At 72.9% G+C, this 26,292-nt stretch carries 23 protein-coding genes; 10 read left to right on the forward strand and 13 right to left on the reverse strand.

From position 1 onward, the window contains the following. The first annotated feature begins 122 nt into the window (after positions 1–122). Positions 123–1,337, forward strand: a complete 1,215-nt coding sequence (gene fdhA, locus HUT06_RS16825; RefSeq protein WP_254715226.1) for a formaldehyde dehydrogenase, glutathione-independent — start codon at positions 123–125, stop codon at positions 1,335–1,337. Between the two features lie 22 nt (positions 1,338–1,359). Here the strand turns inward: fdhA and HUT06_RS16830 are convergent, their stop codons facing one another. Genes HUT06_RS16830 through HUT06_RS16840 form a run of 3 tightly spaced genes read right to left on the reverse strand, consistent with a single transcriptional unit; the run spans position 1,360 to position 5,233 of the window. After that, positions 1,360–3,159: a GMC family oxidoreductase gene (locus HUT06_RS16830; protein ID WP_176201418.1), complete on the reverse strand. Its 1,800-nt coding sequence runs from the start codon at positions 3,157–3,159 to the stop codon at positions 1,360–1,362. Between the two features lie 5 nt (positions 3,160–3,164). Next, positions 3,165–4,541, reverse strand: coding sequence for a hypothetical protein (locus tag HUT06_RS16835; RefSeq protein ID WP_217711319.1), 1,377 nt, complete (start codon positions 4,539–4,541; stop codon positions 3,165–3,167). After that, positions 4,538–5,233: a FadR/GntR family transcriptional regulator gene (locus HUT06_RS16840; RefSeq protein ID WP_176196598.1), complete on the reverse strand. Its 696-nt coding sequence runs from the start codon at positions 5,231–5,233 to the stop codon at positions 4,538–4,540. Before HUT06_RS16840 ends, HUT06_RS16835 begins: the two co-directional genes overlap by 4 nt. A 122-nt stretch (positions 5,234–5,355) precedes the next feature. On the opposite strand from HUT06_RS16840, the gene HUT06_RS16845 reads away from it, so the two are divergent. Together HUT06_RS16845 and HUT06_RS16850 are read left to right on the forward strand one after the other, a co-directional pair. After that, the gene (locus tag HUT06_RS16845; protein WP_176196599.1) at positions 5,356–5,874 is read left to right on the forward strand and encodes a YbaK/EbsC family protein; all 519 of its coding nucleotides are present in this window, start codon (positions 5,356–5,358) and stop codon (positions 5,872–5,874) included. Beyond that, positions 5,871–6,458, forward strand: coding sequence for an HD domain-containing protein (locus tag HUT06_RS16850; protein ID WP_254715227.1), 588 nt, complete (start codon positions 5,871–5,873; stop codon positions 6,456–6,458). Before HUT06_RS16845 ends, HUT06_RS16850 begins: the two co-directional genes overlap by 4 nt. Here the strand turns inward: HUT06_RS16850 and HUT06_RS16855 are convergent. Together HUT06_RS16855 and HUT06_RS16860 are read right to left on the reverse strand one after the other, a co-directional pair. Then, the gene (locus HUT06_RS16855; RefSeq protein ID WP_176196600.1) at positions 6,434–7,498 is read right to left on the reverse strand and encodes an FAD-binding protein; all 1,065 of its coding nucleotides are present in this window, start codon (positions 7,496–7,498) and stop codon (positions 6,434–6,436) included. The two genes, HUT06_RS16850 and HUT06_RS16855, sit on opposite strands and share 25 nt — an antisense overlap. Before the next feature lie 11 nt (positions 7,499–7,509). Continuing rightward, positions 7,510–7,974: a MarR family winged helix-turn-helix transcriptional regulator gene (locus HUT06_RS16860; RefSeq protein ID WP_176196601.1), complete on the reverse strand. Its 465-nt coding sequence runs from the start codon at positions 7,972–7,974 to the stop codon at positions 7,510–7,512. A gap of 117 nt (positions 7,975–8,091) precedes the next feature. Between HUT06_RS16860 and HUT06_RS16865 the strand changes: the two genes are divergently transcribed. Then, positions 8,092–8,550 (forward strand): DoxX family protein, encoded by a 459-nt coding sequence (locus HUT06_RS16865; RefSeq protein WP_176196602.1) that lies wholly within the window; start codon positions 8,092–8,094, stop codon positions 8,548–8,550. A gap of 296 nt (positions 8,551–8,846) precedes the next feature. Continuing rightward, positions 8,847–10,286 (forward strand): trehalose-6-phosphate synthase, encoded by a 1,440-nt coding sequence (locus HUT06_RS16870; protein ID WP_176196603.1) that lies wholly within the window; start codon positions 8,847–8,849, stop codon positions 10,284–10,286. Here HUT06_RS16870 and HUT06_RS16875 read toward each other — a convergent pair. Then, positions 10,213–10,902, reverse strand: a complete 690-nt coding sequence (locus tag HUT06_RS16875) for an ATP-binding protein (RefSeq protein ID WP_176196604.1) — start codon at positions 10,900–10,902, stop codon at positions 10,213–10,215. The two genes, HUT06_RS16870 and HUT06_RS16875, sit on opposite strands and share 74 nt — an antisense overlap. A gap of 192 nt (positions 10,903–11,094) precedes the next feature. On the opposite strand from HUT06_RS16875, the gene HUT06_RS16880 reads away from it, so the two are divergent. Further along, positions 11,095–11,325: a DUF397 domain-containing protein gene (locus tag HUT06_RS16880; protein ID WP_176196605.1), complete on the forward strand. Its 231-nt coding sequence runs from the start codon at positions 11,095–11,097 to the stop codon at positions 11,323–11,325. A gap of 56 nt (positions 11,326–11,381) precedes the next feature. Beyond that, the gene (locus HUT06_RS16885) at positions 11,382–12,917 is read left to right on the forward strand and encodes an AMP-binding protein (protein WP_176196606.1); all 1,536 of its coding nucleotides are present in this window, start codon (positions 11,382–11,384) and stop codon (positions 12,915–12,917) included. A 77-nt stretch (positions 12,918–12,994) separates the two neighbouring features. Here the strand turns inward: HUT06_RS16885 and HUT06_RS16890 are convergent, their stop codons facing one another. The 4 genes from HUT06_RS16890 to HUT06_RS16905 form a co-directional block, all read right to left on the reverse strand. After that, positions 12,995–14,533: a DHA2 family efflux MFS transporter permease subunit gene (locus HUT06_RS16890; RefSeq protein WP_254715228.1), complete on the reverse strand. Its 1,539-nt coding sequence runs from the start codon at positions 14,531–14,533 to the stop codon at positions 12,995–12,997. A gap of 399 nt (positions 14,534–14,932) precedes the next feature. Next, positions 14,933–15,796, reverse strand: coding sequence for a viomycin phosphotransferase (gene vph, locus HUT06_RS16895; protein ID WP_176196607.1), 864 nt, complete (start codon positions 15,794–15,796; stop codon positions 14,933–14,935). Between the two features lie 4 nt (positions 15,797–15,800). Beyond that, positions 15,801–19,025: an NACHT domain-containing NTPase gene (locus tag HUT06_RS16900; protein ID WP_176196608.1), complete on the reverse strand. Its 3,225-nt coding sequence runs from the start codon at positions 19,023–19,025 to the stop codon at positions 15,801–15,803. Between the two features lie 118 nt (positions 19,026–19,143). Then, on the reverse strand, positions 19,144–19,539 hold the full coding sequence (locus HUT06_RS16905) for an ATP-binding protein (protein WP_176196609.1): 396 nt from the start codon (positions 19,537–19,539) through the stop codon (positions 19,144–19,146). A 211-nt stretch (positions 19,540–19,750) separates the two neighbouring features. Here HUT06_RS16905 and HUT06_RS16910 point away from each other — a divergent pair, with 211 nt between their 5' ends. Both HUT06_RS16910 and HUT06_RS16915 read left to right on the forward strand, forming a co-directional pair. Then, the gene (locus HUT06_RS16910) at positions 19,751–20,575 is read left to right on the forward strand and encodes a helix-turn-helix transcriptional regulator (RefSeq protein WP_176196610.1); all 825 of its coding nucleotides are present in this window, start codon (positions 19,751–19,753) and stop codon (positions 20,573–20,575) included. After that, entirely contained in the window at positions 20,572–20,847 is a 276-nt protein-coding gene (locus HUT06_RS16915; protein ID WP_176196611.1) for a DUF397 domain-containing protein, read from the forward strand. Before HUT06_RS16910 ends, HUT06_RS16915 begins: the two co-directional genes overlap by 4 nt. Before the next feature lie 102 nt (positions 20,848–20,949). Here HUT06_RS16915 and HUT06_RS16920 read toward each other — a convergent pair whose 3' ends face one another. From HUT06_RS16920 to HUT06_RS16930, 3 genes are all read right to left on the reverse strand, one after another. Continuing rightward, positions 20,950–22,785, reverse strand: coding sequence for a WD40 repeat domain-containing serine/threonine protein kinase (locus HUT06_RS16920; protein WP_176196612.1), 1,836 nt, complete (start codon positions 22,783–22,785; stop codon positions 20,950–20,952). A 3-nt stretch (positions 22,786–22,788) separates the two neighbouring features. Beyond that, on the reverse strand, positions 22,789–24,741 hold the full coding sequence (locus HUT06_RS16925) for a WD40 repeat domain-containing serine/threonine protein kinase (protein WP_176196613.1): 1,953 nt from the start codon (positions 24,739–24,741) through the stop codon (positions 22,789–22,791). Between the two features lie 122 nt (positions 24,742–24,863). Beyond that, positions 24,864–25,652 (reverse strand): bifunctional 2-polyprenyl-6-hydroxyphenol methylase/3-demethylubiquinol 3-O-methyltransferase UbiG, encoded by a 789-nt coding sequence (locus HUT06_RS16930; RefSeq protein WP_176196614.1) that lies wholly within the window; start codon positions 25,650–25,652, stop codon positions 24,864–24,866. Between the two features lie 49 nt (positions 25,653–25,701). Here HUT06_RS16930 and HUT06_RS16935 point away from each other — a divergent pair, with 49 nt between their 5' ends. After that, entirely contained in the window at positions 25,702–26,289 is a 588-nt protein-coding gene (locus tag HUT06_RS16935; RefSeq protein WP_176196615.1) for a TetR/AcrR family transcriptional regulator, read from the forward strand. Positions 26,290–26,292: the final 3 nt, after the last annotated feature.

Below are 26,292 nucleotides of genomic sequence, written 5' to 3' on the forward strand. Positions count from 1 at the left end.
CTCCGGTCGTACGATCGCGAACGCCCCCGCGGCCCGCGCGAGCGCGCTCGGCCGCGGGCGGCCGGCGCGCGTCGGCCGCCGTCCGGGCGCCCGCGAACCGGCTCTCAACAGAGGGAGAGGTCGTGGCGGACACCAACCGAGGCGTCGTGTACCAGGCGCCGGGCGAGGTCACGGTGGAGGACCTGGACTTCCCGAAGCTCGAACTGGCCGAACAGGGCGGGCGCAAGCTGCAGCACGGCGCCATCCTGAAGGTCCTGGCCACCAACATCTGCGGTTCCGACCAGCACATGGTGCGCGGCCGGACGACCGCGCCCGCCGGGCTCACGCTCGGCCACGAGATCACCGGCGAGGTGATCGAGACCGGCGGGGACGTCGAGTTCGTCAAGGCGGGCGACCTCGTCAGCGTCCCGTTCAACATCGCGTGCGGCCGCTGCCGCAACTGCAAGGAGCGCCACACCGGCGTGTGCGAGAACGTCAACCGGGCGCGGCCGGGCGCCGCCTACGGCTACGTCGACATGGGCGGCTGGCACGGCGGGCAGGCCCGCTACGCGGTCGTCCCGTACGCGGACTTCAACCTGCTCAAGTTCCCCGGTGACCGGGACACCGTGATGGCGAAGCTGCCCGACCTGGCGATGCTGTCGGACATCTTCCCGACCGGCTACCACGGCGCCTACACCGCCGGCGTCACCACCGGCTCCACCGTGTACGTCGCGGGCGCGGGACCGGTCGGCCTCGCGTGCGCGACCGCCTGCCTGCTGCTCGGCGCCGCCGTCGTGATCGTCGGCGACATGAACGAGCAGCGGCTCGCGCAGGCCCGCGGGTTCGGCTGCGAGACGATCGACCTGTCGCGGCACGGTGACGTCGGCGCCCAGATCGAGCAGATCCTCGGCGTCCCCGAGGTGGACGCGGCCGTCGACTGCGTCGGGTTCGAGGCGCGCGGCCAGGGCCACGAGGGGGCGCGGACGGAGCAGCCCGCGACCGTCCTCAACACGCTGATGGACATCACCCGCGCGGCGGGCGGGGTCGGCATCCCCGGCCTGTACGTGACCGGCGACCCGGGCGCGGCGGACGAGAACGCCAAGGTGGGGCAGCTCGGCCTGCGGATCGGGACCGGCTGGGCGAAGTCGGAGTACTTCGTCACGGGCCAGTGCCCGGTGATGTCCTACAACCGGCAGCTGATGATGGCGATCCTGTACGACCGGGTCCAGATCGCGCGCAACGTCAACGCGTCGGTGATCCCGCTGGAGCAGGCGCCCGAGGGGTACGCCGAGTTCGACAAGGGCGCGGCGCGCAAGTACATCCTCGACCCGCACGGCACCCTGGGCGCCGCTGCCTGACCCCGGCGGGGGAGTGCCGGGATCAGGTGATGCCGGCGGCGATCCGCGACGCCATCGCCATGACGGTGAGCTGCGGGTTCACCTCGGGGCACGTCGGCAGGACGGACGCGTCCGCGACGTGCACCCCGCGCACGCCCCGCAGCCGCCCGGCCGGGTCCACCGGAGCGGCGGCCGCGGCGGCGCCGAGCCGCGCCGTCCCGGTCGGGTGGAACCCGGCCAGGTGCAGGTCGGCGGGCGCCGCCGCCGCGACGGCCCGCGCCAGGGCCTCCTCGTTCCGGACGACGGGGTCGCGTGCCAGCCCGGTCAGCACCTCCTCGGCCCCGGCGGCGAACAGGACGCGCCCCATCGCGGCCATCGCGCGGCGGAGCCGCCCGGCGTCGCGGGGAGCGAGGTCGTAGCGGAGCAGGGCGCGGCGCCGGGCGCCGAGGACGCGGCCGGACGGGGCGTCGGCGATCATCGCGCCGAGCACGGCGAGGCGGTGCGCGCCGGCCAGCTCGCCGCGCAGCCGCCGCCCGATCCCGGGCAGCGGGAACGACGCCATGCCCGGCGGCGTCGCCGTCGCCTCGATGAGGATTCCGTCGCCGTGCAGCTCCTCGATGCCGACGCTCTGCATCACCCCGTGCCACGACTCGACGGGCTCGGCGAAGCGCCCCGCCATGTTCGTCGCGGGGTGGACGGCCATGCCCCGGCCCAGCTCCGGATGCCCGCCGAGGCCGGAGCGCCGCAGCAGCAGGGGCGTCTGCGTGGCGCTGGCCGCGACGACGATGCGGGGCGCCAGGATCTCGAACGCCGTGCCGTCGGGGCGGCGCGCGCGCACGCCGGTGGCGGTCCCGCGTTCGACCAGGACGCGTTCGACGCGCGCGTGGGTGACGATGCGCGCCCCGGCCTCGCACGCCTGAGGGAGCGCGTTCAGGTGCACGCCGTACTTGGCGTTGTGCGGACACCCCACGGCGCACTGCGCGCTGCCCATGCAGCCCGGCGCGTTGCGGCGCAGCGGCGCGGCCCGCCAGCCGAGCCGCTCGGCGCCCGCGAGCGCGAGCAGCCCGTTGCGGCCGAGCGGCCCGACCGGCTGCCGCGCGACGCGCAGCGTGGCCTCGACCTCGTCCAGGTGCGCGCCGAAGTCCTCCACCGGGACGCCGAGCGACGCCCAGCGGCGCAGGACGCGGCCGGGTGTCCGGTAGCAGGTGCCGCTGTTGACGACGGTCGTCCCGCCGACCGCGCGGCCCTCGGGCAGCAGCACCGGCGGGCGGCCGAGCGCCACCGCCGCGCCGCCGTCCCGGTACAGGTCGAGGAACCGGTCGAGCGGCCGGCGCTCCCGGAACTCGGCCGCGCCGAAGCGCCGCCCCTCCTCCAGGACGACCACCGACAGGCCGCGCCGGGCCAGGGTCCGCGCCGCCATCGCGCCGCCCGCGCCGGACCCGACCACGACGGCGTCGGCGGTCGCGCAGGCCGGCCACCCGGCGGACGGGGTGCAGTCCAGCGCCGCGTCGGGGCGCACCAGGCCCTCCGGCTCCGGCGGGCCGGGCAGCAGCCCCGTCCCGGCGGCCAGCAGCAGCGGGGGCTTCACCGCCTCGATGACCCGGGCGGCGGCCGGGCGGGCCGCCAGCAGCGCGCAGAGCGCGTCCCGCCGGGCCGGATCCAGCCGGTCGAGGGGCCGCCCGACGGCGAGCCGCGCCAGCGCGTCCAGCGCGCCGGTCCCGGCGGCCAGGCCGAGCCGCGCCGGGCCGGGCAGCGCCCGCGCGATCGCCTCCGCGCCGGCGGTGACGCGCGCCAGCTCCGCGTCGTCGTCGATGCCGAGCAGGACCGAGACCGTCCCCGCCATGGTGCTCACCGCAGGCCCACCTCCGCGTGGCCGGTGCCGTCCAGCCGCCATTCGCGCTCGGTCCGCCAGGCGCGCCCCTCCCGGCGCGCGAGAACGATCCGCACGTCCGCGCGCTCGGAGTTGCGGCAGACCGCCGGGGCGCCGTCCGGGTCGGCGTAGTCGACCGCGACGGTCCGCGCCGGCCGCTGCGTGACCGCGACGTGCAGCAGCCGGTCGCCGACGCGCCCCCGGACGGTCCAGGTCGGGAGGCGGATGTCGGCGCGCAGCCGGAGGGCCGCGAGGAGCGGGTCGCCGGACGGCAGGTCCCGCCCGTCCACCCGGAGCCGGACGAACGGCAGCGGCGGCAGCCGGTCCAGGCCCGGCCGCGTCGAGACGGCCGCCACGATCTCGCACACGTCCCCGCCGCCGAGGTCGGCGTGCAGCCACGCCCAGCGGCGCGCGTTGCCGTGCCCGTAGATCCGTGCCGAGGCGCCCGGGGCGTCCGCCAGTTCCAGGACCCGGTCGCCGAACCGCACCGCGCCGCTGTACGCGGCCGACGGCTTCGGGACGATCTGCGCCGCCGGCAGCAGCTCCCGCTCCCACGCCCAGCGCGGGAACGTGTACAGCGGCGGCCCGCCGCCCGCCTCGCGCAGCTCCCAGCCGATCGGGCCCGCCGTGCCGGTGAGCCGGTCGCCGGCCTGGACGACCGGCCCGGCGGCGAAGTCGGCGTCCTCGCGAGGGCTCCATTCGTCCGGGCCGAACCGCCCGAACACCGGCCGCTCGCCCGGCGGGAACACCGCCGCCCAACCATGTGCGCGCGCGCCGCCGCCGTCCGGTGCGACCAGTTCGTGGTGCAGCCACACGCCGGTGCCGGTCACCGGGTCGGTCAGCGTCGTGTACCAGACCTCCAGCCGCCCGGCCTGTCCCCGCCAGCGCGGCCGCATCGGGTCGGCGGCCCGCGCCGGGACGCGGAAGCTCGCGAGGAAGGCCGCCAGGTCGCGGCGCAGCTGGAAGCGCAGCCGCGCCTCGCCGACCACCGCGCCGTCCGCGTCGGTCACGGTGGCCGGCAGCGACGTCATCGACCGGACGGGCCGGCGCGGCGACACCGACTTCCAGCCGTCCAGGCGCAAGCGGCGGCCGTCGGCGGCCGTGAAGTCGAGCGTGTAGCGGATCCTGCGGGCGGCGAGCGGCGCGACCCGCAGCCGCCCCGAGGCCGCCCGGTCGTCCGCCCAGCCCGGCACGCTGACGCGCCCGGTCAGGGCGCCCTCCGCGTCGCCCCAGGGGCGCAGCACGCCGGGCAGGTCGGCGTCCAGCTCCAGCCGCATCGGCCGCGTCCGGTCCTCCCCGGCGAGCCGCAGGGCGCCCTCCATGACCTCGCTGAACGTCGTGCGCCTGGCGGTCATCGCGCACCCCGCGTCATGATCGCCTCGGTCTCGGCGAAGTAGGCGTCGGCCGCCGCCCGCGTCCGGTCCGGGTCGCCGTCGCACAGCGCGCCGATCAGCGGGGCGAGCCGGTCGGCCGCCGCGCCGGGGTCGGCGAACGCGTGCGCGAACCGCTCCCGGACGGCCAGGTAGGCGTTCAGCAGCGCGTTCACCATGAACCCGTACACCCGGTTCCCGGTCGCGCCGCCGATGACGCGGTGGATCTCGCACTCGGCGAGCTGCGCCGCGGCCGCGTCCGGCGCGGCGCGGACCTCCTCGGCCAGGTCCCGCAGCAGGGCGCGCTGCGCGGCCGTCGCGCGCTCCGCCGCCCGCGCCGCCGCCCGCGCGCCGACCTCGCGCCGCACCTCGAAGATCTCCACCATCCACGCGGGCCCGACCGTGCGGGCCAGCATCGGCAGCAGCTCCGGCCCGCCGAGCCGCTCGTAGTCGCGGACGCGCGTCCCCACCCCGTGCCGGGTCTCCAGCAGCCCGGCCTGCGCGAGCCGGACGATCGCGTGCTTCAGCGACGTCCGCGTCACCGCGTACCCGGCGGCCAGCTCCCGCTCCGGCGGCAGGTAGGAGCCGGGCGGGTACCGGCCGCTGAGCACGTCGTCGCGCAGCCGGTCGACGAGCGAGTCCACGACGGTGTCGCGGGGGATCGGCGAGGACGGCACGGAACCTCCAGTGGTCTAGTGGCTCAGCCACTGGACCACGCAGCGCGTCGCGGCGTCAAGACCGTGGCAGGGTGGGCCCCGGGAAACACGTGGTGGCCCGGGAACACGGAGAGGACGCACAGATGCTCGGCACGCTCGACTGGGGACCGGCGGACGGACGGCACGACCTCCTCGCGGCGCCCGTCGCCGCCGCGATCGGCGCGGTACCGGACGCCGAGGTCGCGGAGATCGACCCGGATCTGGCCGACACGGCGGCGTTCTGCGAGCGCTACGCCGTTCCCCTCGACGCGAGCGCCAACTGCGTGGTCGTCGCCGCCAAGCGCGGCGGCGAGGTCTCCTACGCCGCGTGCATGGTGCTCGCCACCGGCCGCGCCGACGTGAACGGCGTCGTCCGCAAGCACCTCGGCGCCCGCAAGGTCTCGTTCGCCCCGATGGCGGACGCGACCTCGCTCACCGCCATGGAGTACGGCGGGATCACCCCGGTCGGCCTCCCCGAGGGCTGGCCGGTCCTGGTGGACGAGGCCGTCGCCGCCGCCCCGCGCGTCGTCATCGGCAGCGGCCTGCGCAAGTCGAAGATCATGCTCCCCGGCAAGGCGCTCACGGCCCTTCCGTCCGCCGAACTCCTCGCCCTGGCCCAGTGAGCGGCGCGCTGCGCCGGGCGCTGGCCGACCCGGGGCCGCGCCCGCTGCCGGACGAGGCCGCCCGCCTCCTGACCGCCGTGAACGCGCCGCCGCGCCTCGCCGCGCACCTGCGCGCCGTCCACGACGTGGCCGCCGACCTGGTCGCCTGGGTCCGCGAGCGCCACCCGGCGGCGGCCGTGGACGCGGAGGCCGTCCTGTTCGGCGCGGCCGTGCACGACATCGGCAAGGCCCTGCACCCGGCGGAGCTGTCCGGCCCCGGAGCGCGGCACGAGCCGGCCGGGCACGCCCTGCTGCGCGAGCACGGCGTCCCCGAGCGCCTCGCGCGCTTCGCCCGCACCCACGCGTCCTGGGACGGCCCCGGCATCGGCCTCGACGACCTCCTGGTCGGCCTGGCCGACAAGGTCTGGAAGGCCAAGCGGGTCCCCGATCTCGAACAGCGGGTCGTGGACGTCCTCGCCGCCGCGTCCGGCCAGGAGCCGTGGCAGGTCTTCATGGACCTCGACGACGTCTGCGACCGCCTCGCCGCCGGGGCCGACGAGCGCCTGGCCTTCCAGGCCGCCTATCCGGTCGAGTCGACGGCGTAGCGGGTGCCGCCGGCCGCCAGGGCGCGGTCGAGGAGGCGCCGGTTGGCGGCGAGCATCTCCGCGACCGGCGCGCAGCCCGGCGAGGCCGTGCGCAGGACGCTGAACAGGACCGAGTCCGTGCGGAGCGCCTTGACCAGGATCACGCCGCTGAGGCCCAGGCCGGCCGCCGTCATCTCGGCGAGCGTCGACTCGATCACGGCGGTCGCGCGGGGCGCGGGCAGGAACACCATGGCCCACGGGTGCGGGCGCGCCCACTCGCCGAGCGCGACCAGCTCCTCGACGTCGGGGCGCATCCGGTCGGCGAAGTCGGGGTAGGCGAGGCTCTCGGTCTCGGCGGTGCCGGGCGGCGGCTCGCCGCCGTCCCCGTACAGGACGGCCTTGGCCTCGAAGCGCCAGCCGCCCTCGGACGGCTTGACCTGGCCCGAGATGTGATCGGCCCGCGCCTCGCGCTGGACGCGCAGCAGATCACCGGCGCTCCGGCAAGGGATCGCGCAGGACAGCACGCGCTCCGGAGCGGGGACGAGCCGCAGCGTCGCCGCGGTGATGACGCCGTGCCCGCCGAGGCCGCCCCGCACGGCGTCGAACAGCTCAGGCCGCTCGGTGGGGGAGCAGGTGACGACCCGCCCGCCCGCGACGACCTCCAGGGCGAGCACGTTGTCGGCCTGGGTGCCGTGGACGTGGGACGTCCCGCCGATGCCGGCCGCGGAGATCGTCCCGCCGACCGTCACGTCCAGGTGGTCGGTCAGGACGGGCGGGGTCAGCCCGCGCGGCAGCGTCGCGGCGAGCACCTCGCGCCAGCTCGTCCCGGCGCCGGCGACGGCATGCCGCCCGCCGACCTCGCGGACGCCCGCGAGCCCGCGCATGTCGAGGGATACGCCCGAGGTCAGCGACTGCCCGAACGTGGAGTGCCCGAGGCCGCGCGGGACCGCGTCCAGCCCCTCGGCGGCGGCCTCGCGGACGGCCTCCGCGACCTCGTCCGCCGACCCCGGCCGGACGACCCGCACGGGCGAGCGCTCGACGATGCCCCCGAAATCGCGCATCCCGCCGGGCCCTAGCGCTCGCGGAGGCGGTCGGCCACGCGGCCGAGCGCCGCGCCGAGCAGGTCGATCTCCTCCGGCGTCAGCACGTCGATGAGGGCCTCCCGGACGACGCGGCGGTGCCCGGGGCGGACCCGGTCGAGGGCGGCGGCGCCGTCGTCGGTCAGCTCCGCCCAGACCGACCGGCGGTCCGTCGCGCAGCCCGTGCGCTTCACGAGCCCGGCCCGCTCCAGCTGGGTGACCTGGTAGGTGAGCCGGCTCTTGGAGACCATCACCTCCCGCGCGAGGTCGGACATGCGGAGTCGGCGGCCGTCCGCCGACCGCAGCCTGACCAGCACCTCGAACTCGGCGTGGGACAGCCCGCCGTCCCGTTTGAGCTGCCGCTCGACCTCGTGGTCGACCAGGTGGCCGGCCGCGAGGAAGGCCATCCAGGCGCGCAGCTCGGGTGGTTCCAGGGCGGCGTCCCCCACTTCGTTCATGCGGTGATTCTAGTTGGCATGAAAACAGCCTTGAAGTTTCTAAATGGTCTGAATTTGAATCATCCTGCTAGCGTTCTGCTAGTTCAAGTTTGAATCTTCAACCAGAGGAGACGAGGCATGCTCCCACCCCGCCGCCACCCCGCCCTGCCCGACACCGGCCTGCTCCTCGGCAGGCTGGCGGTCGGCGTCGTCTTCGTCGCGCACGGCTGGCAGAAGCTCACCGACGAGGGCCACGCCGCCGTCGCCCGCTCGTTCGACCACCTCGGCATCCCGCTGCCGGACCTCGCCGCCGTGTACGGCACCTGGGTCGAGCTGCTCGGCGGCATCGCGCTCATCGCCGGCGTCCTGGTGCCGCTCGCCGGCGTGCTGATCGCCCTCGACATGGCCGGGGCCTTCTGGTACGTCCACATGGACAAGGGCCTGTTCGGCCAGGAGGGCGGCTACGAGTACGTGCTCGTGCTCGGCGTCGTCTGCCTCCTGTTCGCGTTCACCGGCGCGGGCCGCTTCTCCGTCGACTCGCTCCTGTGGGGCCGCCGCCGCGACGCCGCGCCCGAGCGGCAGTCCGTCCCCGCCTGACCCCGCCCCGGCGTCCGGGCCCGGTCGTGCGCGCCACGACCGGGCCCGGACGCCGCCGAATGTGATCTGGGTAACTTTTCGGTTCGCGCCCCAGGTGCCGTGACCGCAGCGTCAGGACGGGTCACCTGCCCGGAAAGCAATATGGCCCGCTCCAATCCCCCGGCTCAGCGCTCCCGGCCCCCTGACATCCGCCTTTTCCGCTGCCCGCTCCTTAGCGTCGAAGTGACAAGATGTTCCAGATGACCGTTTTTGGGCATGAGTGATCGCTGAGGGTTTCCTGGAGAGGCGGGTCGCAGGTGTCGCGCGGTAGTGAGTTCGTTGTGGTGGCCAATCGGCTTCCGGTCGACCGGATCGTCGGGGCGGACGGCGCCCCCCGCTGGCGGCGCAGCCCCGGCGGGCTGGTGAGCGCCATCGCCCCGGTCATGCGCCGGCGGAAGGGCACCTGGATCGGCTGGACCGGCGCGCCGGACGAGGAGATCGAGCCGTTCGAGGAGGACGGCATGTCGCTCCACCCCATCGCGCAGTCCGCGCGGGAGGTCGAGCTCTACTACGAGGGCTTCTCCAACGCGACGCTCTGGCCGCTCTACCACGACGTCGTCGCCCCGCCCGTGTACGACCGCGCGATGTGGGACGCCTACGTCGGCGTGAACCGGCGGTTCGCGGAGGCGGCGGCGAAGGTCGCGGCCAAGGAGGCGATCGTCTGGGTGCAGGACTACCAGCTCCAGCTCGTCCCGTCGATGCTGCGCGAGCTGCGCCCCGACCTGCGCATCGGGTTCTTCCTGCACATCCCGTTCCCGCCGGTCGAGCTGTTCTGGCAGCTGCCGTGGCGGCGGCGGATCCTGGAGGGCCTGCTCGGCGCCGACCTGGTCGGCTTCCAGCTCCCGGGCGCGGCGGCCAACTTCGTGCGGCTGTGCCGCCGGCTGCTGGACGCCCGCTACGTCAAGCAGGACGTCTTCTGGGACGACCGCGTCGTGCGGGCCCGCGCGTTCCCCATCTCCGTGGACGTGGGCGAGCTGAACGACCTGGTGGGGCGCCAGGACGTCCAGGAGCGGGCGCAGGAGATCCGCGCCGACCTGGGCGACGCCACGGTGCTGCTCGGCGTCGACCGGCTCGACTACACCAAGGGCATCACGCAGCGGCTGCAGGCGTTCGGGGAGCTGTTCGAGGACGGCCACCTCAAGCCGGGTCAGGCGGTCTTCGTGCAGATCGCCACGCCGAGCCGGGAGCGCGTCGAGCAGTACCAGCTGCTGCGCGAGGAGATCGAGCAGCAGGTCGGCCGGATCAACGGCGAGTACGGCGAGATCGGGTTTCCGGTCATCCACTATCTGCACAGTTCGTATGACCGCGCAGAGCTGACCGCGCTCTACTTGGCGGCGGACGTGATGGTGGTCACCCCGCTGCGCGACGGCATGAACCTGGTCGCCAAGGAGTACGTCGCCTGCCGCAAGGACCTGCGCGGCGCGCTGGTGCTGAGCGAGTTCACCGGCGCCGCCGCCGAGCTGCGGCGGGGCGGGTTCATGGTGAACCCCTACGACATCGACGGGCTCAAGGGCACGCTGTGCGACGCGCTGGACGCCGAGCCCGCCGAGCAGGCGCGGCGGATGCGCTCGATGCGCCGCCGCGTCATCGAGCACGACGTGGACCGCTGGGCCCAGGCGTTCCTCAGCGAGCTGGAGAATCCGGAGCGGTCGCGGCCCCTCCCGGCCGAGCCGGCTCCGGTGGCGCTGGAGGGCTGACCCGCAGGCCGAAGGCCGCCCAGACGGCCTTCCCGCCGGTGGCGAGCCGCGCCCAGCCCCACGCGTCGCTGATCGCGCCGACGACCACCAGGCCGCGGCCGCCCTCGGTGAACCGGTCGGGCTCGCTCGCCGCCGGCTCGGGCACGCGGCCCGACGGGTCGGTCACCGAGACGACGAGCCGCCGCGGGTGCCCGACCAGCACCAGCTGGATCGGGCACAGCGGCAGCGGCTGGGGCAGGCCCTCCAGCCCGTGCCGCAGCGCGTTCGTCACCAGCTCGGACACCGCCACGACGACGTCTCCGGCGCCGGCGTCCCCGCCGACGCCCCAGCCGTCCATCGTGGCCTGCGTGAACTCGCGCGCGGCCCGCGGCGCGGTGATCTCCGCGGGCAGCACCCGCCGCGCGGTGCGCGGGGTGCCGGCGTGCGGGGCGGGCCAGAGCCCGGCCAGGCCCGGCACGGCGGCCGGGACGCTCGGGCGGGGGTTCGCCGGGAGGGCGGGCGCGGGCGGCGGCGCCGCATCCGGCCAGTGCGGGTGCACCGCGGCGGCGGCGCGCCGCGCCCGGCCGCCCCCCATGGCGGCGGGGGCCGCGACTTCGTCTGCCTGGTCAACGGTCATGGTCAAACCTCAGAGGCGTGCGGAGTGGTCACCGGTGAGCGTTCGCTATCTTGCTCCCCAAGCCGTGCAGATGCAAGACCGTCTGCATGAACGAATGCAAGAACGAATGCACGTGCATCTCGTACCATTGTGTGGGGTGGGGCGAGATCGCGGCCTCCCGTGTGGAGGCTGAGACGCCTAGAGGGGGCAGACATGGACGGCCACCACATGTCGGACGTCCGGCGCACCGGGCTCGTCTGGCAGAAGAGCCGGCGGAGCAACCCGTCCGGGAACTGCGTCGAGATGGCCGAACTCCCCAGCGGGGAGATCGCCGTGCGCAACTCCCGGGACCCCGAGGGAGCGATCCTCGTCTACACGCGCGAGGAGGTGGAGGCCTTCGTGGGCGGAGCCAAGGACGGCGACTTCGACCACATGCTCGTCTGACGGCCGATAAACCGAACGGCATTCCAATCGGCGGTCCGGCCCGGTAGGTTGCGGCCATGCACCTGGGGCAGATCGCCGCTCAGACGCCCGACAAGCCCGCCGTGATCATGGCGGGCTCCGGGCGGGTCGTCACCTTCCGGGAACTGAACGAGGAGTCCAACCGGCTCGCGCAGCTGCTCCGCGCGGAGGGGCTGCGCCCGGGGGACCACATCGCGTTCATGCTGGAGAACCATCCGCTGTACCTGGCCATCGCCTGGGCCGCCCAGCGGTCGGGCCTCTACTACACCCCCATCAGCTCGCGGCTCCAGGACGAGGAGCTCGCCTACATCGTGGGCAACTGCGAGGCCAAGGTCTTCATCACCAGCGCGTCGATGGAGACGGCCGCGCGGTCCGCGCCGGACGTGCCGCTGCGCCTCATGCTCGGCGGCACGGCCCCCGGCTACGCCTCGTACGAGGAGCGCGTCGCCGGGTACCCCGCCACCCCCATCGAGGACGAGTGCGAGGGCATGGACATGCTCTACTCGTCGGGCACCACCGGACGCCCCAAGGGCGTGAAGCCGCCGCTGTCCAAGGCGCCCATGGGCGAGGCCGGGCCGCTCTACATGCTGATCTCGCACCTGTTCGCCGCCGGCGGCGACTCGGTGTACCTGTCCCCGGCGCCGCTCTACCACGCCGCGCCGCTGCGCTACTCGCTCGTCTTCCACCGGCTCGGCGCGACCGTCGTGGTGATGGAGAAGTTCGACCCGGAGCAGGCGCTCGCCGCCATCGAGGAGCACCGCGTCACCCACAGCCAGTGGGTGCCGACCATGTTCATCCGGATGCTGAAGCTCCCGGACGAGACCCGCGCCCGCTACGACCTCTCCTCGCTCGCCTACGCCGTGCACGCCGCCGCGCCCTGCCCCGTCCCCGCCAAGGAGCGGATGATCGACTGGTGGGGGCCGATCCTGCACGAGTACTACGCGGGCACCGAGGGCAACTGCTTCGTCTACACCAACTCCGAGGACTGGCTCGCCCACAAGGGCTCCGTCGGCCGCCCCATCCTCGGTGAGGTCCACGTGTGCGACGAGGAGGGCGAGGAGCTGCCGCCGGGCGAGCCCGGCACCCTCTACTTCGGCAACGGTCCCACGTTCGAGTACCACGGCGACGAGGAGAAGACCGCCGCGACCCGCGACCCGAAGGGCCGCGGCTGGACCACCCTCGGCGACGTCGGCTACGTGGACGAGGACGGCTTCCTCTACCTCACCGACCGCCGCGCCTACATGATCATCAGCGGCGGGGTGAACATCTACCCGCAGGAGGCCGAGAACGTCCTCGCGGTCCATCCAAAGGTCGCCGACGTCGCGGTGTTCGGCGTCCCGGACGCCGAGATGGGGGAGGCGGTGAAGGCCGTCGTCCAGCCCCTGTCGATGGACGCGGCCGGCCCCGAGCTGGAGGCCGAGCTGATCGCCTACTGCCGCGACCACCTGGCGCACTACAAGTGCCCGCGGTCGGTCGACTTCCGGCCCGAACTGCCCCGGCACCCGACCGGGAAGCTCTACAAGCGGCTGCTGAAGGACGAGTACTGGGCGGACGAGCGGTCTGCGACGGCCTGAGAGGGCCGTGAAAGGCGAAACCCCGGCCGGGGCCCACTCGGGGGTCCGGCCGGGGCTTGGAACGCGCCAGGGACGTTCTAGTGCATCGGCATCGGCGCGTCGACCGCCGGGGTGTCCGGCTTCTTGCGCGGCAGCAGCAGCGCCGGCAGGAACGCCAGGGCGATCAGCACCACCGCGTACCAGTAGGTGTGCCGGAACGCGTCCGCCATCGGCCCGGCGATCTTCTCCATGATCGCCGGCGGCACCTTCTCGGTGCTGCCGATCTCGCCGCCGGCCCCGCCGCCGAGCTTGGCGGTGAGCTGGTTCGCCAGCAGCACCGACATCAGCGCGGTGCCGATGGACGCCGACACCTGCTGGATGATGTTCAGCATCGTGCTGGCCCGCGGGACCTCGTCGTGCCCGAGGGTCTGGATGGCCGCGGCCATCGTCGGCATCATGGTCAGGCCCATGCCGAGACCCATCACGAACAGCACCGCGCCGAGCGTCCAGTAGGACGTGTCGCCCTGCAGCACCGCCGCGAAGCCGGCGACCGACAGCACGACCACGACCAGGCCGCCGAGCACGACCCGCCCGGGGCCGATCCGGTCGGTGAGCTTGCCGCCGATCGGCATCGTGACCATCGCGCCGAGCCCCTGCGGGGCCAGCAGCAGGCCGGCCGCCATCGCGCCCTCGCCGCGCACGACCTGGAAGTACAGCGGCAGCAGCAGCATCGCGCCCATGAAGGCGGTCACGAACATCACCATCGTGCCGGAGGCCGCCGCCACCGACCGGCGCTTCAGCAGCCGCAGGTCGATCAGCGGGTTCGCGGCCGTCAGCGCCCGGAACACGAACGCGATCACCAGCACCGCGCCGGCGACCGTGAACACCAGCGGCTCGGTCTTCAGGAAGTCCTTCTCCTCGGCGCCCCTCGCGATGCCGTAGATCAGGCCCGCCAGGCCGGGCGACAGCAGGATCAGGCCGAGCAGGTCGAGCCGCTCAGTGGGCTTCGGCTCGTCCTTCTTCAGGATCTTCGCGGCCAGCACCAGCGAGATGATCCCGATCGGCAGGTTGATGAAGAAGATCCAGCGCCACGACACGTCGTCGACGAGGTAGCCGCCGATGATCGGGCCGAGGATGGGGCCGAGCAGCATCGGCACGCCGACGATGCTCATCACCTGGCCGACCCGCTGCGGGCCGGCCGCCTGGGTCATGATCGTCATACCGGCCGGCATGATCATGCCGCCGCCGAGGCCCTGCAGCACCCGGAAGAGGATCAATGACTCCGCCGACCAGGCCAGGCCGGCGAGCGTGGAACCGATCACGAACAGCAGGATCGACACCATGTACAGGCGCTTCGTGCCGAACCTCGCGCACGCCCACCCGGTGACCGGGATCACCGTGGCCAGCGCCAGTGTGTAGCCGGTCGCCACCCACTGGATCGTCGCCAGCGAGGTGTTGAACTCCTTGGCCAGGTCGTTGATGGCCACATTGACGACGGTCACGTCCAGGATGGACATGATCGCGCCGAGGACGACGACCCCGGCCACGGCCAGCACGCCGCGGTCGAGACCGCCGCCGGCGTCGGGTTGCTTCAGTGGGCCATCCGCCGTCGTCGCTTGGGACGCGGGAGCGGTCAACTCTCTTCCAATCGTCAGGGCCCGCACGCGGGCACGCAGGACCGTGGGCACGTTTCAGGGGGTAGGTCGCAAAAATACTGCAGCGACTGACACTTTCGCGAACCGTTAAACTTCGCGCGCTCCGGGAGTATTCCAGCGGGGTCCGACGAATCGGCCCTGCTCTCCGGCCTCCAGCCTGAGACCTCGACCACACTCGAGGTCAACGAGGTGTGACGCACACGACACCGGACTCCTCCCTCCGCGCTCCCTCTTTGGACCGGCGCCATGCCGAGAACTCATCGCCAACAACCGGACAACTCACCGCGCCCTCGCCGCCGAGCCGCCTCACCTGCGTCGGCGCACGGGAAGTAGTCGCGCGATCACGGCAATCCGCCCCGCTTTTCGGGACGCGGACCGGGGTCAGCGGTAACCGGTCAGGCCGTCCGCGAGTTCCTCCTCATCGCCGTCGCGGACGGCGTAGAGGGCTTGCTGCAGAGCGAACGTGCCGCGGATCGCTGCGATGCGGGCGAGGAGTCCGCGATCTGACGCGTCGCCGAGGGCGAGCACCCGCGCCAACAGTTCGCGGCCGTAGCTTGCGCCGATGGCGGCGAGGTCTTCGGCCGGGTCGCCGAGGGCGACGTCGTCCCAGTCGAGCACCCCGGAGAGGCGCGGCAGGCCGTCCGTCCACTCCCACAGGACGTTCTCGGCCCCAAGGTCACCGTGCACCACTGCCCCGGTGACATGCGGAAGTCCGTCGAGCGCCGAGAGTTCCCGCCCGGCCCGCAGCCGCCCTCCGCCGGACATGAGCGGGAACAACTCCCCGCGCACATCCTCCGCGAACCGCCGCCACCGGCCTTCCGGCGCCTGCGGGATGACCGCTCGCACCGACTCGTCGGCGCCCGCACGGGCCAGACCGGACAGCAACGCGGCGTACTGCGCCGCCACGGAGTCGACCATACGGGCGTCGTTGAGAGCGTCGGCCTCCAGCGGCTCCCCGGGAATTCGGCTGAGCACCAGGAACGGCGCCTCGCCGCCGCCCTGCGATACCGGCTCAGGCGTGCGAAAGCCGAGGTCGAGGGCGGCGAGCGCGCGGAGCACGCCCGCCCGCGCGGGCAGCCGCTCGGCCGCCGCCGAGGTCCGAGGCAGGCACACAACGCGGTCTGCGCCAATGACCACGACGTGGAACTGCCCCTGGCGTACATCCAGGTCATCCGGGTCGTCGCCGGGCAGCAGCCGACTCAGGAGATCGCGATGACCACCCACCCGACGAACCCATTCGCTCACGGAGCTAGGTGACTCTCAGCCGCCGCCCGAGCGCATCGGCGCCCCGGACGTCCTGTCCTGAATCGATGAAGACGGTGAGCTTGCGATTGCCGCCCAGCGGGCTGAGGTCGAGACCGGGCACGGTACCCGAGAGGTGGAGTTCCCTCAGCTGGGGGAGGGACGCCAGTGGCCGCAGGTCCGTCACGGAGCCGCAGCCTTCGAGCCAGAGGGTCTCCAACTGGGAGAGTCCTCGCAGCGGTGTGAGGTCGTCGACGCGGGTTTCGATGAGATTCAGTACCTGCAGCTCGGTGAGAGACGAGAGCGGTGAGATGTCGCTGACCTGGTGGCATTTGCCGATGTAGAGCGCGGCCAATGGGAGGTCGGAGAGCGGCCGGAGGTCCCGTACCCACGCGCAGTCGTTCGCGACGAGGCGCTGGAGCGCGGGATTGGCTCGGCACACCCCCTCCAGCCCCTCGCTGAGCTGGGAACCGCTCACTCCGAGCATCCGCAGCGATCCCAGGGCGGGCAGCTGGGCAAGGCTGGTCAGCCGTACGCAGTCCTGCAACCAGAGAGAGGTCAGCGACTCCTGCCACCGCAGCGGAGCGTAATCGGTGATCTCCATGCACTCAGAGAGCCAGAGTTCGTCGAGCTGGGGGAGGGAAGCCAGAAGGGAGAGGTCGTCGAAGCCGGGGAAGTCCAGCTTCAATTTCCGCAGGGCCGGCAAACTTGTGGGGAGCGCCGCGTCGGCGTTGGGCTCGTCCGCGTGAAGGGTGAGGTCGCGCAGCGTTCGCGCGTGCGGGAGCAGGAAGTCGAAGTCCTCGAAACGACTCTGCTCGATGTAGAGGGAGGACAGCGGTGAGACTTTGCTGAGCGCCTTCACCTGCTGCGGCTGGTGGAGCAGCGTCACCTTCCCTCCCTCGGGAGAGCGGGCCAGGACGCGTTCGGCGAACTCCTCCGCGTCGAAGTAGTGCCATGCCGCACCCACGGTCTCCCGGATCTGCGGCCGGGCGTCGGAGGCATAGCGTGCCAAGACGTCCAGAGCATGCGGCCCATTGATGAGCCAGGCCGCCCGCACGGTCGCGCGAGCGGCGGCGTCACTGAGGTCGTCCAGGGCGTCGGGCAGTCGGGTGAGGACGGGTTCGCCGCCGGTGGCCAGGGCAAGGGCCGAAGCCTCGTCTCGGGGCGGGATCAGGTCGTCCAGGCACCGGTCGAGGTCCTCCCGGATGTCGTCCGGTATCGACGGGAGGGTCTCCAGACAGGCCGCCGCCACCAGTTTCAGTGTGCGGGCACGTCGTGACTCGGAGCGGGCGCGGCTCAGGATGCCGGAGAGGAGCTCCCTCCGCAACGGCTCGTTGGCGTGGCCGGCGGCCATGATGACGGTCTCGCGCCAGGTGTCGCGGTGCGCGTACCTGATGAGGAGGTCCATGTCGCCGAGGTCGGCGGCCTGTTTGGCGGCGAGGTACTCCTGGACGGTCCGGTGGACGAAGTCGATGCGGCCCGGGACCGGCTCGCGCAGGACGCCGCTGCGCTGGAGCAGCTCGTCCAAGACCGCGCTCGGTTGAACCTGGACCTGCGGCATCGACGCCAGTCGGTCGGCGACGAGTCGCTCGACCATCGGTTTCGGCAGTTCCACTCGGGCGCTGTTGGAGAGGTGCCAGGCGATGTCCTGGAGTATGCGGATCTTCTGCTCGCGTTCGAGGGCGCTCGGAATGCCGCGCTTGGAGTCCCGCGTCTCCAGGAGCATCTCAAGGGCGGCACCGTAGAGGCCCATGCGATTGCGGGGGAGTGCTTCGCGGTCGAGATTGAGCGCGCAGAGCATGGCGGCGAGCAATGGGCTGGACGCGAGGGCTCGCAGGTGAGGAGCGCCTTCAAGCCGTGCCAGGAGCCGCGCCTCGTAGGACGGCAGGCGCTCCGGCTCGCACGGCAGGTCGGCGCAGTCGCGGATGGCGGTGTGCCAGTGCTGGACGAGCGTCCGGATGTCTGCGGGGGAGAGCTGCTCAAGGAAGGCGGTCGCGAAGCCCTCGGCGCGGAGCCAGTCGGAACCGGCCGCCGCCGGACGCGAGGTGACGATGATCCGGATGTCGCGGAACTCGGTGACGATCCGCTTGAGCCATTCCCGGACCGCCTGGCGCTGCGAGCCGGTGACCTCGTCCACGCCGTCCACGAGGAGCAGCGCCCGGCCGGACGCGAGCTGCCGGTGCGCCCACCCGCGCGGCATGATCCCGGCGAGGTGACCGGCGACGTCGTCGATGAACTCTTCGGGACGCGGCAGCGGCCTGCCCGCGTGGCTGCGCAACTTGACGACGAACGGGACGGATCCGTTCCACCCGCTCAGCGGGCCGCTGAACGAGCCCCTGGCGGCTGTGACCGCGAGCCATCGAAGCAGCGTGCTCTTGCCACCGCCCGCCTCACCGCGCAGCAGCATCAGCCGATGGTCGCCCAACGCCGCCTCCACCCGGACGGACCCGGCCTTGACCTCGTCCCGCCAATCGCTGACCGGCACGGCATGCGGCCTTGACGGGCGAGGAGCCCGCTTGCTCTCGTCCGACACGTTGAGGCTGATGTAGGCGACGCTCAGCGTGGTCTGCGGACGCGTGAACCGCTCGAACCGGACGCCGAACAGTTCCAGCGTGTCGAGGGACTCGCTGATCGAGGCGAGGTACCGGCGGGTGAACTCGTCGTCGTCCGACGTGCCCTCCGGCGCGTCGAGGGTGCGTGCGGGGAGCCGGGCCAGGACGGCGCCGACCTGGTCGGCCAGCCCGCTCAGCCTGCCCAGCATCTCCACCGACGCGCGCGGCCCGAACTGCGGGAGGTGGACGATGATGCGGGCGAGGCAGTCGCAGCACTCGTCCAGCACCACCTCGTAGAGCCGGGCACCGGCTTCGCCCAACTCGAACTCGGCCCGTCGAGCTGGCAGCCGTGTCCGCAGGCCGCGCGCCAGCTTCACCGGGTCGACGTCGGCGGCGAACAGTGCCTCGTCCGACAGATCGGCGTTGTCGAGGGTGCGGACGACCTCGTGGAGCGCCGCCTCGCGGTCGCCGTCGGTGAGGCCGCCGAACTCGCGTCCCGCGAAGGTCAGGAGCCGGTCGGCGACCGAATCCGCGATGTCCTCGAACTGCCTTTGGACGCGCCGCCGCTTGATCTCGTCCGGGAATCCGGCCTTGATCAGTTCGACGAGATCCTTACCGGCCCCGTCCCTGGTCGAACGCCCGGCGAGCCACCGCCCAACGGCCAGCCGTGTGACCGACATGCCCACCCGTACAGCGGCGACCTCGACCGACACGGCACCCCCGGATTTCAGCGGAAGCCGCCATTATGGCGAGTAACCGGGCGCCGTTTCCCGGCTTTCCGGCGTCCATGTTCGGACGTCAGGCGCGGGTCATCTCGAACCACACGGCGTGGCCTTCGGCTCGCTGGTCGACACCCCAGTCGCCGGCCATGTGGGCGACGATGCGGAGACCCCGACCGCAGATGTCCATCTCGTCCGCCGTGGCCAGGTGCGGGACGGTCTCGGCGCCGCCGTCGTCGATCACGTCGATGCGGACGAGTTCGTTCGAGTAGGTCACTTCAACGCGAATCTGTCCGCCTTTGCCTGACTTGGTGTACCGCACCGCGTTGGTGACCAGCTCGCTCATGCAGAGCGAGGCGTCGTCCAGCGCGGGGTGGTCGCCCAGCACGTCCTGGAGCCACCGCCGCGCGTGGCCGGCCGCCTGAGCCATCCCCGGCAACAGAAGCACATCGAACCTCACCGTCGGCACCGTCATCACTCCACTCCTTCCGGTTCGTTGTCGCCGAAAAGAATGGGCAGGACGGGGAACGGCAAGCGATACGTTCGCGGCCCTCGTCCCGAGGTCCTGTGGCAAACCGGTCCCGGTCACTTGTGACCGAGTCACCATGTCCAACTTGGGGAACGCATCCCATGGTTACGCATTGTCAGGTAATGATTACGTCATGGATAGAGCGCAGCGTCCCACCATGCGAAGCCGCAAGCTCGGACAGCGTCTGAAGGCCATCCGCGAGGAGCGTGGTCTGACCCGCGATGCGGCGGCGCGGATGCTGCACCGCACGCCGTCCTCTCTGAGCAAGCTTGAGACAGGCAAGCGTGGCATCCGCCGCCCGGCCCTGGAGTACATGCTCGACCGCTATGAGATCACTGATCTCCGGGAGCGCGAAGATCTTTTTCACTTGGCCGATCAAGCTGCCGACAAGGGCTGGTGGCATCGCTACCAGGGGACGCTTCTCGCGTCCACGGTCGACTACATCGCCCTTGAGAACGAGGCCGATTCGATCAGGAGTTTCCAACTCCATCTGGTGCCCGGCCTTCTGCAGATTGAGGGCTACGCCCGAGCCATCATGGGGATCGGGGCCTCGCAAGGGAAACCGGTGGACGTTGATGCCATGACCACAGTCCGGCTTCGCCGCCAACGGGTTCTCGCGAGACCTCGCCCTCCACAGGTCAGTGCCGTCATCAGCGAAGCAGTCCTGCGCCAGGAGATCGGAGGCGCAGAGATCATGGACGGGCAACTCCGGCACTTGGCCGAGGTGTCCGAGATGGACCACCTCACGGTTCGGATACTGCCCTTTTCGGCTGGCGTGCATGCCGGGCTCAATGGATCGTTCAGCATCCTTGACACGCGTGACCTCTCCGTCGTCCTGGTCGAAAATCTCACGGCGGGGTGGTACTTGGAAGCGGAAGAGGACGTTCGACGGCACGACTGGGCCTTCCAGCAAGTGCTGGAGAATTCGCTTTCCGCGAGTGATTCACTGACCCTGATTGAGAAGCTAAGGTCAGAGATATGACTGATCCGGCGATTGCGAGCACGACAGGGCGGCAGAACCGCTACGGCGGGGACGCTGCCGGCACGTGCAGGGAGGCTGCCCGTACTTGGCGCAAGAGCAGCCGCAGCGAGGGCAGCGAAGGCCAGTGCGTGGAGGTGGCCGCGAGAGCGGACCGGGGCGTGGCGTTGCGCGACTCCAAGGATGTGGAGGGGCCGATGCTGTCTCTCGCGCCGTCCACGTGGACGTCCCTCGTCGTCGGCATTAAGGATGGCTCCTTCGACCTCACGCCCTGACCGCGCGTATGCGTTAGGGGGACGGCCGGTCCAGGCCGTCCCCGTTTGTTTTTGCGGGCAGAGGGCTAGTGTCGAGGCTCGATCTGGGGCGCTGACCTGCGGCTACTGGAACGTCCAGAGGCGGGTTGTGCCGGTTCCGCTGGTGGTGGCGAAGCTCTGGCCGTGGGGTGCGAAGGCCATGGTCTGCTCGTCGTCGGAGTCGCCGGGGAGTGTCGCCGTGTTGCGGCCCGTCGGGACATGCCACAGGCGGATGTTCTTCTGGTCGGCGGTGACCAGCGTGTTGCCGTCCGGGCTGAACCCCAGGGCTTGGACCTCGCCGCCTAGGTCTTTGATGGTGCTCTTGAGGTCACCGTCCGACGGGCTGCGGAGTTCGTACCCGTAATAGCCGCCGGTGGAGGCCGCCACGGTCTTGCCGTCCGGGCTGAAGGCTAGGCACGGGATCTCGGTGGCGTTGCGCGGTGAGATCTCGGTGGCCTTGCCGGTCGCGACGTCCCAGACGGTGAAGCGGCCCGAATAGGCGCGGCCCCCGGCGAGGGATTTGCCGTCCGGGGAGAAGGTCAGTGCCTTGGCGTAGTAGTCGGTCTTCATCGGGACGGACTTGCCGGTGGCGATGTCCCAGACCTGGACATAGTGGGGGCCGTTGCCGACGGCGACGGCGAGGGATCGGCCGTCCGGGCTGAACGCGAGCGACTGGACGCCCTGTATCTGCGGCAAGGTCTTGCGGATCTTGCCGGACGCCACGTCCCACAGGTGGACGACCTTGTCCTCGCTGGAGGTGGCGAGGGTCTTCGTGTCCGGGCTGATGGCCATGGGGCGCCGGTAGGTCTTGGCGCTGTCGTCGATCTTGCGCGTGGTCACCTGCGCGGTGGCCAGGTCCCAGCGCAGGATGGTGGAGAACCCGGCGCCCCACAGCGTCTTGCCGTCGGGGGAGAACGCCACGGCGTGGACCGCGACCTCCGAGCTGGGCAGGGTCATGCCGCTGGGGACGCCGATCGGGGTCTTCGGGACGTTCCGCCCGGCGCCCGGCGCGTCCGAGGGCCACAGCAGCACGGCCGGGACGGCCACGGCCACGGCCGCGGTCGCCGCGACGGCCGCGCCGCCGAGCAGGACGGCGCGGCGGGGGACGCGGCGCGGCGGTGCCTCGGTGAGCGCCGCGAGGATCTCCGGGACGGACGGCCGGCGCGCCGGGTCCTTCTCCAGGCAGCGGACGACCAGGGCGCGCAGGTGCGGGTCGGTCAGCCCGGCGACGTCGGGCGGCGCGCCGACGATCTTGTGGACGATCGCCGGGATGGTCGCCGCGTCGAACGGGCCGCGCCCGGTCGCGGCGTAGGCGAGCACGCAGCCGAGCGCGAACACGTCGCCCGGCGGGCCCGTGGCGTCGGCGCGCACCTGCTCGGGGGACATGAACGAGAACGTGCCGACGACCGCCCCGGTGGACGTCAGCGCGGTCGCGTCGGCCGTGCGGGCGATGCCGAAGTCGATGATCCGGGGGCCGTCCGGGCTCATGATCACGTTGCCGGGCTTGAGGTCGCGGTGGACCAGCCCGCACGCGTGGATCGCCGCGAGGCCCTCGGCGAGCCCGGCGCCCAGTTCGCGCACCGCGGCCGGGTCGAGCGGTCCCTGGCGCTGGACGACCTGCCGCAGCGACGGGCCGGGGACGAACGCGGTCACCATCCACGGCGACGCGGCGTCCGGGTCGGCGTCCACGACCTGGGCGGTGTGGAAGCCGCCGACGCGGCGGGCGGCCTCGATCTCGCGGGCGAACCGGCGGCGGAAGCCCGCGTCGGCGGCGTACTCGGCCCGGACGGTCTTCACCGCGACCTTGCGCCCGCTCGGTGAGGCGCCGAGGAACACCTCGCCCATGCCGCCCGCGCCGAGCCGCCCGTGCAACCGGTAGGGGCCGACCTCGCGGGGGTCGTCGTCGCGCAGCGGATCCACGGGTCAGACCTTCCAGAGCGTGACGGTGCCGTCCGGCTTCGAGCTGCCGACGGCGGCGACCAGCGTGCCGCCGGGGGCGAGGGCGATCTTGGCGACGGGCTGCGGGTGCCCGACGAGCGTCGAGATCAGCGCGCCGGTGGCGGTGTTCCAGACGCGGACGGTCCGGTCGGAGCAGGCGCCGAGGACCGACGCGCCGTCCGGGGAGAGCCGCACGTCCCGCACCTTCGCCTCGCCCGCGTCGATGACGCGCACCGCGCGGCGGGCGGCGACGTCCCAGATCCGGACGGTCGAGTCCGCGCCGCAGCTGGCGAGGCGCCGCCCGTCCGCGCTGAACGCGACGCCGGTGACGTTCGAGGTGTGGCCGGTGAGGCGGCCGCGGCTGCGCAGCCTCCGGCCGTCGAGGAGCTGGACGGTGCGGCCCGGCGGCTTCTTGTAGTAGCCGTCGACCGCGACCGCGACGGTCCCGCCGTCCGGGCTGAAGGCGACCGCGTTGACGCCGCTGTGGCCGAGGTCGAACTCCGCCCGGGTGTCGCCGGAGGCGGCGTCGAACAGCCGGGCGTCGGGGTTGGCGCCCGCGATCGTGCGGCCGTCCGGGCTGTAGGCCAGCGCGTTCAGGCCGAACTCGCCGGTCCGCACGTTCACCTTGAGGTGCCCGGTGGCGACGTCCCAGACCAGCAGCTGACCGGGGGAGGTGGACGAGCTGGCCAGGGACGCGCCGTCCGGGCTGAACGCGAGCGCGCCGACCCAGCCCGCCTTGCGGATCGTGCGGAGCACGCGCCCGGTCGCGACGTCCCACAGCGTGATCGTGGCGTCGAGGCCGCCGGCGGCGACCGTCCGCCCGTCGGGGCTGATGGCGACCTCGTCGAGGGTCTTGACGTCCGGGGCGCTGAGCGACCCGCTCTGCGGGATCAGCCCGTTCGGCCGGGGCGGCGAGGCAGGTGGGGCGGCGGGCTTCTCCTCCCCGCGGGTCAGGAAGAACGCCGCCGGGACGCCCACCGTGACCGCCGCCGCGGCGGCGCCTCCGCCGATGAGCAGCGCGCGGCGGCCGACCGGCGCCGGGGCCGCCGCCGGGACGTCGTGCGGCCGGGTCGCGGCGAGCGTCGCGTTGGCGTGCGTGTCGGCCTCGCCGCCGGGCGGGCCGGTGTCCGGAGGCGGTTCGATGCTCTCCGGCGCGGTGATGAGCATGTCCAGGCCGGGCCGCCGCGCCGGCTCCTTGGCGAGGCACGCGGCGATCATGTTGCGGACGTCGTCCGGGAGCGCGGACAGGTCCGGCTCCTCGTGCAGGACGCGGTGCACGATCGCCGGGATCGTCGCCGCGTCGAACGGACCGCGCCCCGTCGCGGCGTAGGCGAGCACGCAGCCGAGCGAGAACACGTCGCCGGACGGCCCCGGCACGTCGCCGAGGACCTGCTCCGGCGACATGTACGCGTAGGTGCCGACGACCGCGTTGTGCGAGGTCAGCGCGGTCGCGTCGGTCGCGCGGGCGATGCCGAAGTCGATGATGCGGGGGCCGTCCGCCGCCATGATGACGTTGCCCGGCTTGAGGTCGCGGTGCACGAGCCCGCACGCGTGGATCGCGGCGAGGCCCTCGGCCAGCCCCGACGCGAGCGCCCGCACCGCGCCGGGATCGAGCGGCCCGCGCTCGCCGACGACCTCCCGCAGGGACGGGCCGGGAATGAACGCGGTGACCAGCCACGGCGACGCGGCCTCGGGATCGGCGTCCACGACCTGGGCGGTGTGGTAGCCGCCGACGCGGCGGGCCGCCTCGACCTCGCGGGCGAACCGCGCCCGGAACCGGTCGTCCTCGGCGTACTCGGCGCGGACGACCTTGACGGCGACGCGGCGGGCGCCCGGCGAGACCCCGAGGAACACCTGACCCATGCCGCCCGCGCCCAGCCGGGCCTCCAGCCGGTAGGGGCCGATCTGCCGGGGGTCCCCGGGATGCAGCGCTTCCATCAACCACCCGTCGTCGGTTCCGCACACGACCGGTGGATTTTCTAGCAGACATAGCTGTTCCCTCGACACTGGAGCACGCCGGGTGTGACGCACGGCATGCCCGGGCCGCGCCGGGACCGCCGTTAAGCGTCGCGGAGCGCGGTGGCGACGACCGTGGTGTAGCCCATGGTGAACGCGCCGCCCGCCGCGTCGACGGCGGCGCCGATGTCCGCGAGGATCTGCTGCTGCTTGTCGGCCGGGACCCGGGAGTGCAGGCCGAAGGTCGGGACCTGCTCCAGCCACTCGTCGCGGGTGTAGCGGCGCTCCCACGGGAAGCGCCACTCCTCCGGCTCGCCGAACCCGCCCGCCTCGCGGATGCCGTCGGACGCCTTGTCGCACATCAGCGAGTACGCCTCCGGGCCGGGCAGCGGGCGCTGGAACAGCGGCGAGTCCGGCATGGCGCGGCGGTACGCGGCGGCCATGGCGTCCCCGAGGTCGGACGGCGGCTGGAACGAGTGCCAGAACACCGCCAGGCGCCCGCCGGGACGCAGGGCCCGCGCCGCCTTGGCCGCGCCGGCGACCGGGTCGACCCAGTGCCAGGCCTGGCCGGCGGCGACCGTGTCGAACGTCCGGCCGGCCGGGTCCCAGTCCTCGATGGTGGACACCTCGACCGGGACGCCGGCGCGTTCGGCCAGTTCGGCCATGCGGGCGTCGGGCTCGACGCCGAGGACGCGGCACCCGGCCGCCTGGAACTGGCGGGCCGCGATGCCGGTCCCGCATCCGACGTCGAGGACGTCGGGCCCGACGGCCGCGAGCCGCGTCACGAGGGCGTCCGGATAGCTGGGGCGCGTCCGGTCGTAGCGCTCGGCGTCCGCGCCGAACGACTCCGCCACGTCGCGTGCCTGATGAGGCTCGTTCGATAGAGTGGGCATGCGCCCACCATAGTGGGCGCTTGCCCACTTGTCGAGAGGACGGTGCGACGTGCCCACAGGGGTGGCTCTCCGCGACGTGCGGGAGCAGTTGTTCGACGCCGCCGAGCGGATCCTGCTCCAGGGCGGCCCCAGTGCGCTGACCAGCCGCGCGGTCACCGACGAGGCCGGAGTCGCCAAGGGGGTGCTGCACCGGCACTTCGCCGACTTCGACGCGTTCCTCGCCGACTTCGTCATCGACCGCGCCGACCGGATGGCCCCGCAGGCCGCCGCGCTGCGCGAGTCCGCCGGGACGGGCGAGGTCGTCGCCAACCTCACCGGCGCGCTGGCCGCGTTGTTCGGGCCGGTCGCCGTCGCGATCGTCCCGCTGATCACGTTCCGGGCTCCGCTGCGCGTCCGGCTGCGGCGGGTCTGGCCGGCCGGGGTCCCGGTGCTGACCGAGGCCGTGGATGTGATCGCGGTCTACCTCACCGCCGAACGCGACCTCGGCCGGCTCCGCCCGGACGCCGACATCGGCACGCTGGCGCCCACCCTGATCGGGGCCGCGCACCTGCTGTTCGCCGACCGGTCAGGGCCGCCGCCGGAGCCGGAGGCCGTACGCAAGATGGTGGCGACCGTCATCGCCGGCGCCCTCGCCTGACCG

The organism is Actinomadura sp. NAK00032, assembly GCF_013364275.1.
Lineage (GTDB): Bacteria > Actinomycetota > Actinomycetes > Streptosporangiales > Streptosporangiaceae > Spirillospora.

Excerpts from the sequence above, each read along its gene's own strand:
- HUT06_RS16830 (WP_176201418.1), bottom strand. The coding sequence starts at position 3,159 with ATGGCGGGGACGGTCTCGGTCCTGCTCGGCATCGACGACGACGCGGAG.
- HUT06_RS16835 (WP_217711319.1), bottom strand. The coding sequence starts at position 4,541 with ATGACCGCCAGGCGCACGACGTTCAGCGAGGTCATGGAGGGCGCCCTG.
- HUT06_RS16845 (WP_176196599.1), top strand. The coding sequence starts at position 5,356 with ATGCTCGGCACGCTCGACTGGGGACCGGCGGACGGACGGCACGACCTC.
- HUT06_RS16855 (WP_176196600.1), bottom strand. The coding sequence starts at position 7,498 with ATGCGCGATTTCGGGGGCATCGTCGAGCGCTCGCCCGTGCGGGTCGTC.
- HUT06_RS16860 (WP_176196601.1), bottom strand. The coding sequence starts at position 7,974 with ATGAACGAAGTGGGGGACGCCGCCCTGGAACCACCCGAGCTGCGCGCC.
- HUT06_RS16865 (WP_176196602.1), top strand. The coding sequence starts at position 8,092 with ATGCTCCCACCCCGCCGCCACCCCGCCCTGCCCGACACCGGCCTGCTC.
- HUT06_RS16875 (WP_176196604.1), bottom strand. The coding sequence starts at position 10,902 with ATGACCGTTGACCAGGCAGACGAAGTCGCGGCCCCCGCCGCCATGGGG.
- HUT06_RS16880 (WP_176196605.1), top strand. The coding sequence starts at position 11,095 with ATGGACGGCCACCACATGTCGGACGTCCGGCGCACCGGGCTCGTCTGG.
- HUT06_RS16885 (WP_176196606.1), top strand. The coding sequence starts at position 11,382 with ATGCACCTGGGGCAGATCGCCGCTCAGACGCCCGACAAGCCCGCCGTG.
- HUT06_RS16900 (WP_176196608.1), bottom strand. The coding sequence starts at position 19,025 with ATGTCGGTCACACGGCTGGCCGTTGGGCGGTGGCTCGCCGGGCGTTCG.
- HUT06_RS16905 (WP_176196609.1), bottom strand. The coding sequence starts at position 19,539 with ATGACGGTGCCGACGGTGAGGTTCGATGTGCTTCTGTTGCCGGGGATG.
- HUT06_RS16910 (WP_176196610.1), top strand. The coding sequence starts at position 19,751 with ATGCGAAGCCGCAAGCTCGGACAGCGTCTGAAGGCCATCCGCGAGGAG.
- HUT06_RS16915 (WP_176196611.1), top strand. The coding sequence starts at position 20,572 with ATGACTGATCCGGCGATTGCGAGCACGACAGGGCGGCAGAACCGCTAC.
- HUT06_RS16925 (WP_176196613.1), bottom strand. The coding sequence starts at position 24,741 with ATGGAAGCGCTGCATCCCGGGGACCCCCGGCAGATCGGCCCCTACCGG.
- HUT06_RS16930 (WP_176196614.1), bottom strand. The coding sequence starts at position 25,652 with ATGCCCACTCTATCGAACGAGCCTCATCAGGCACGCGACGTGGCGGAG.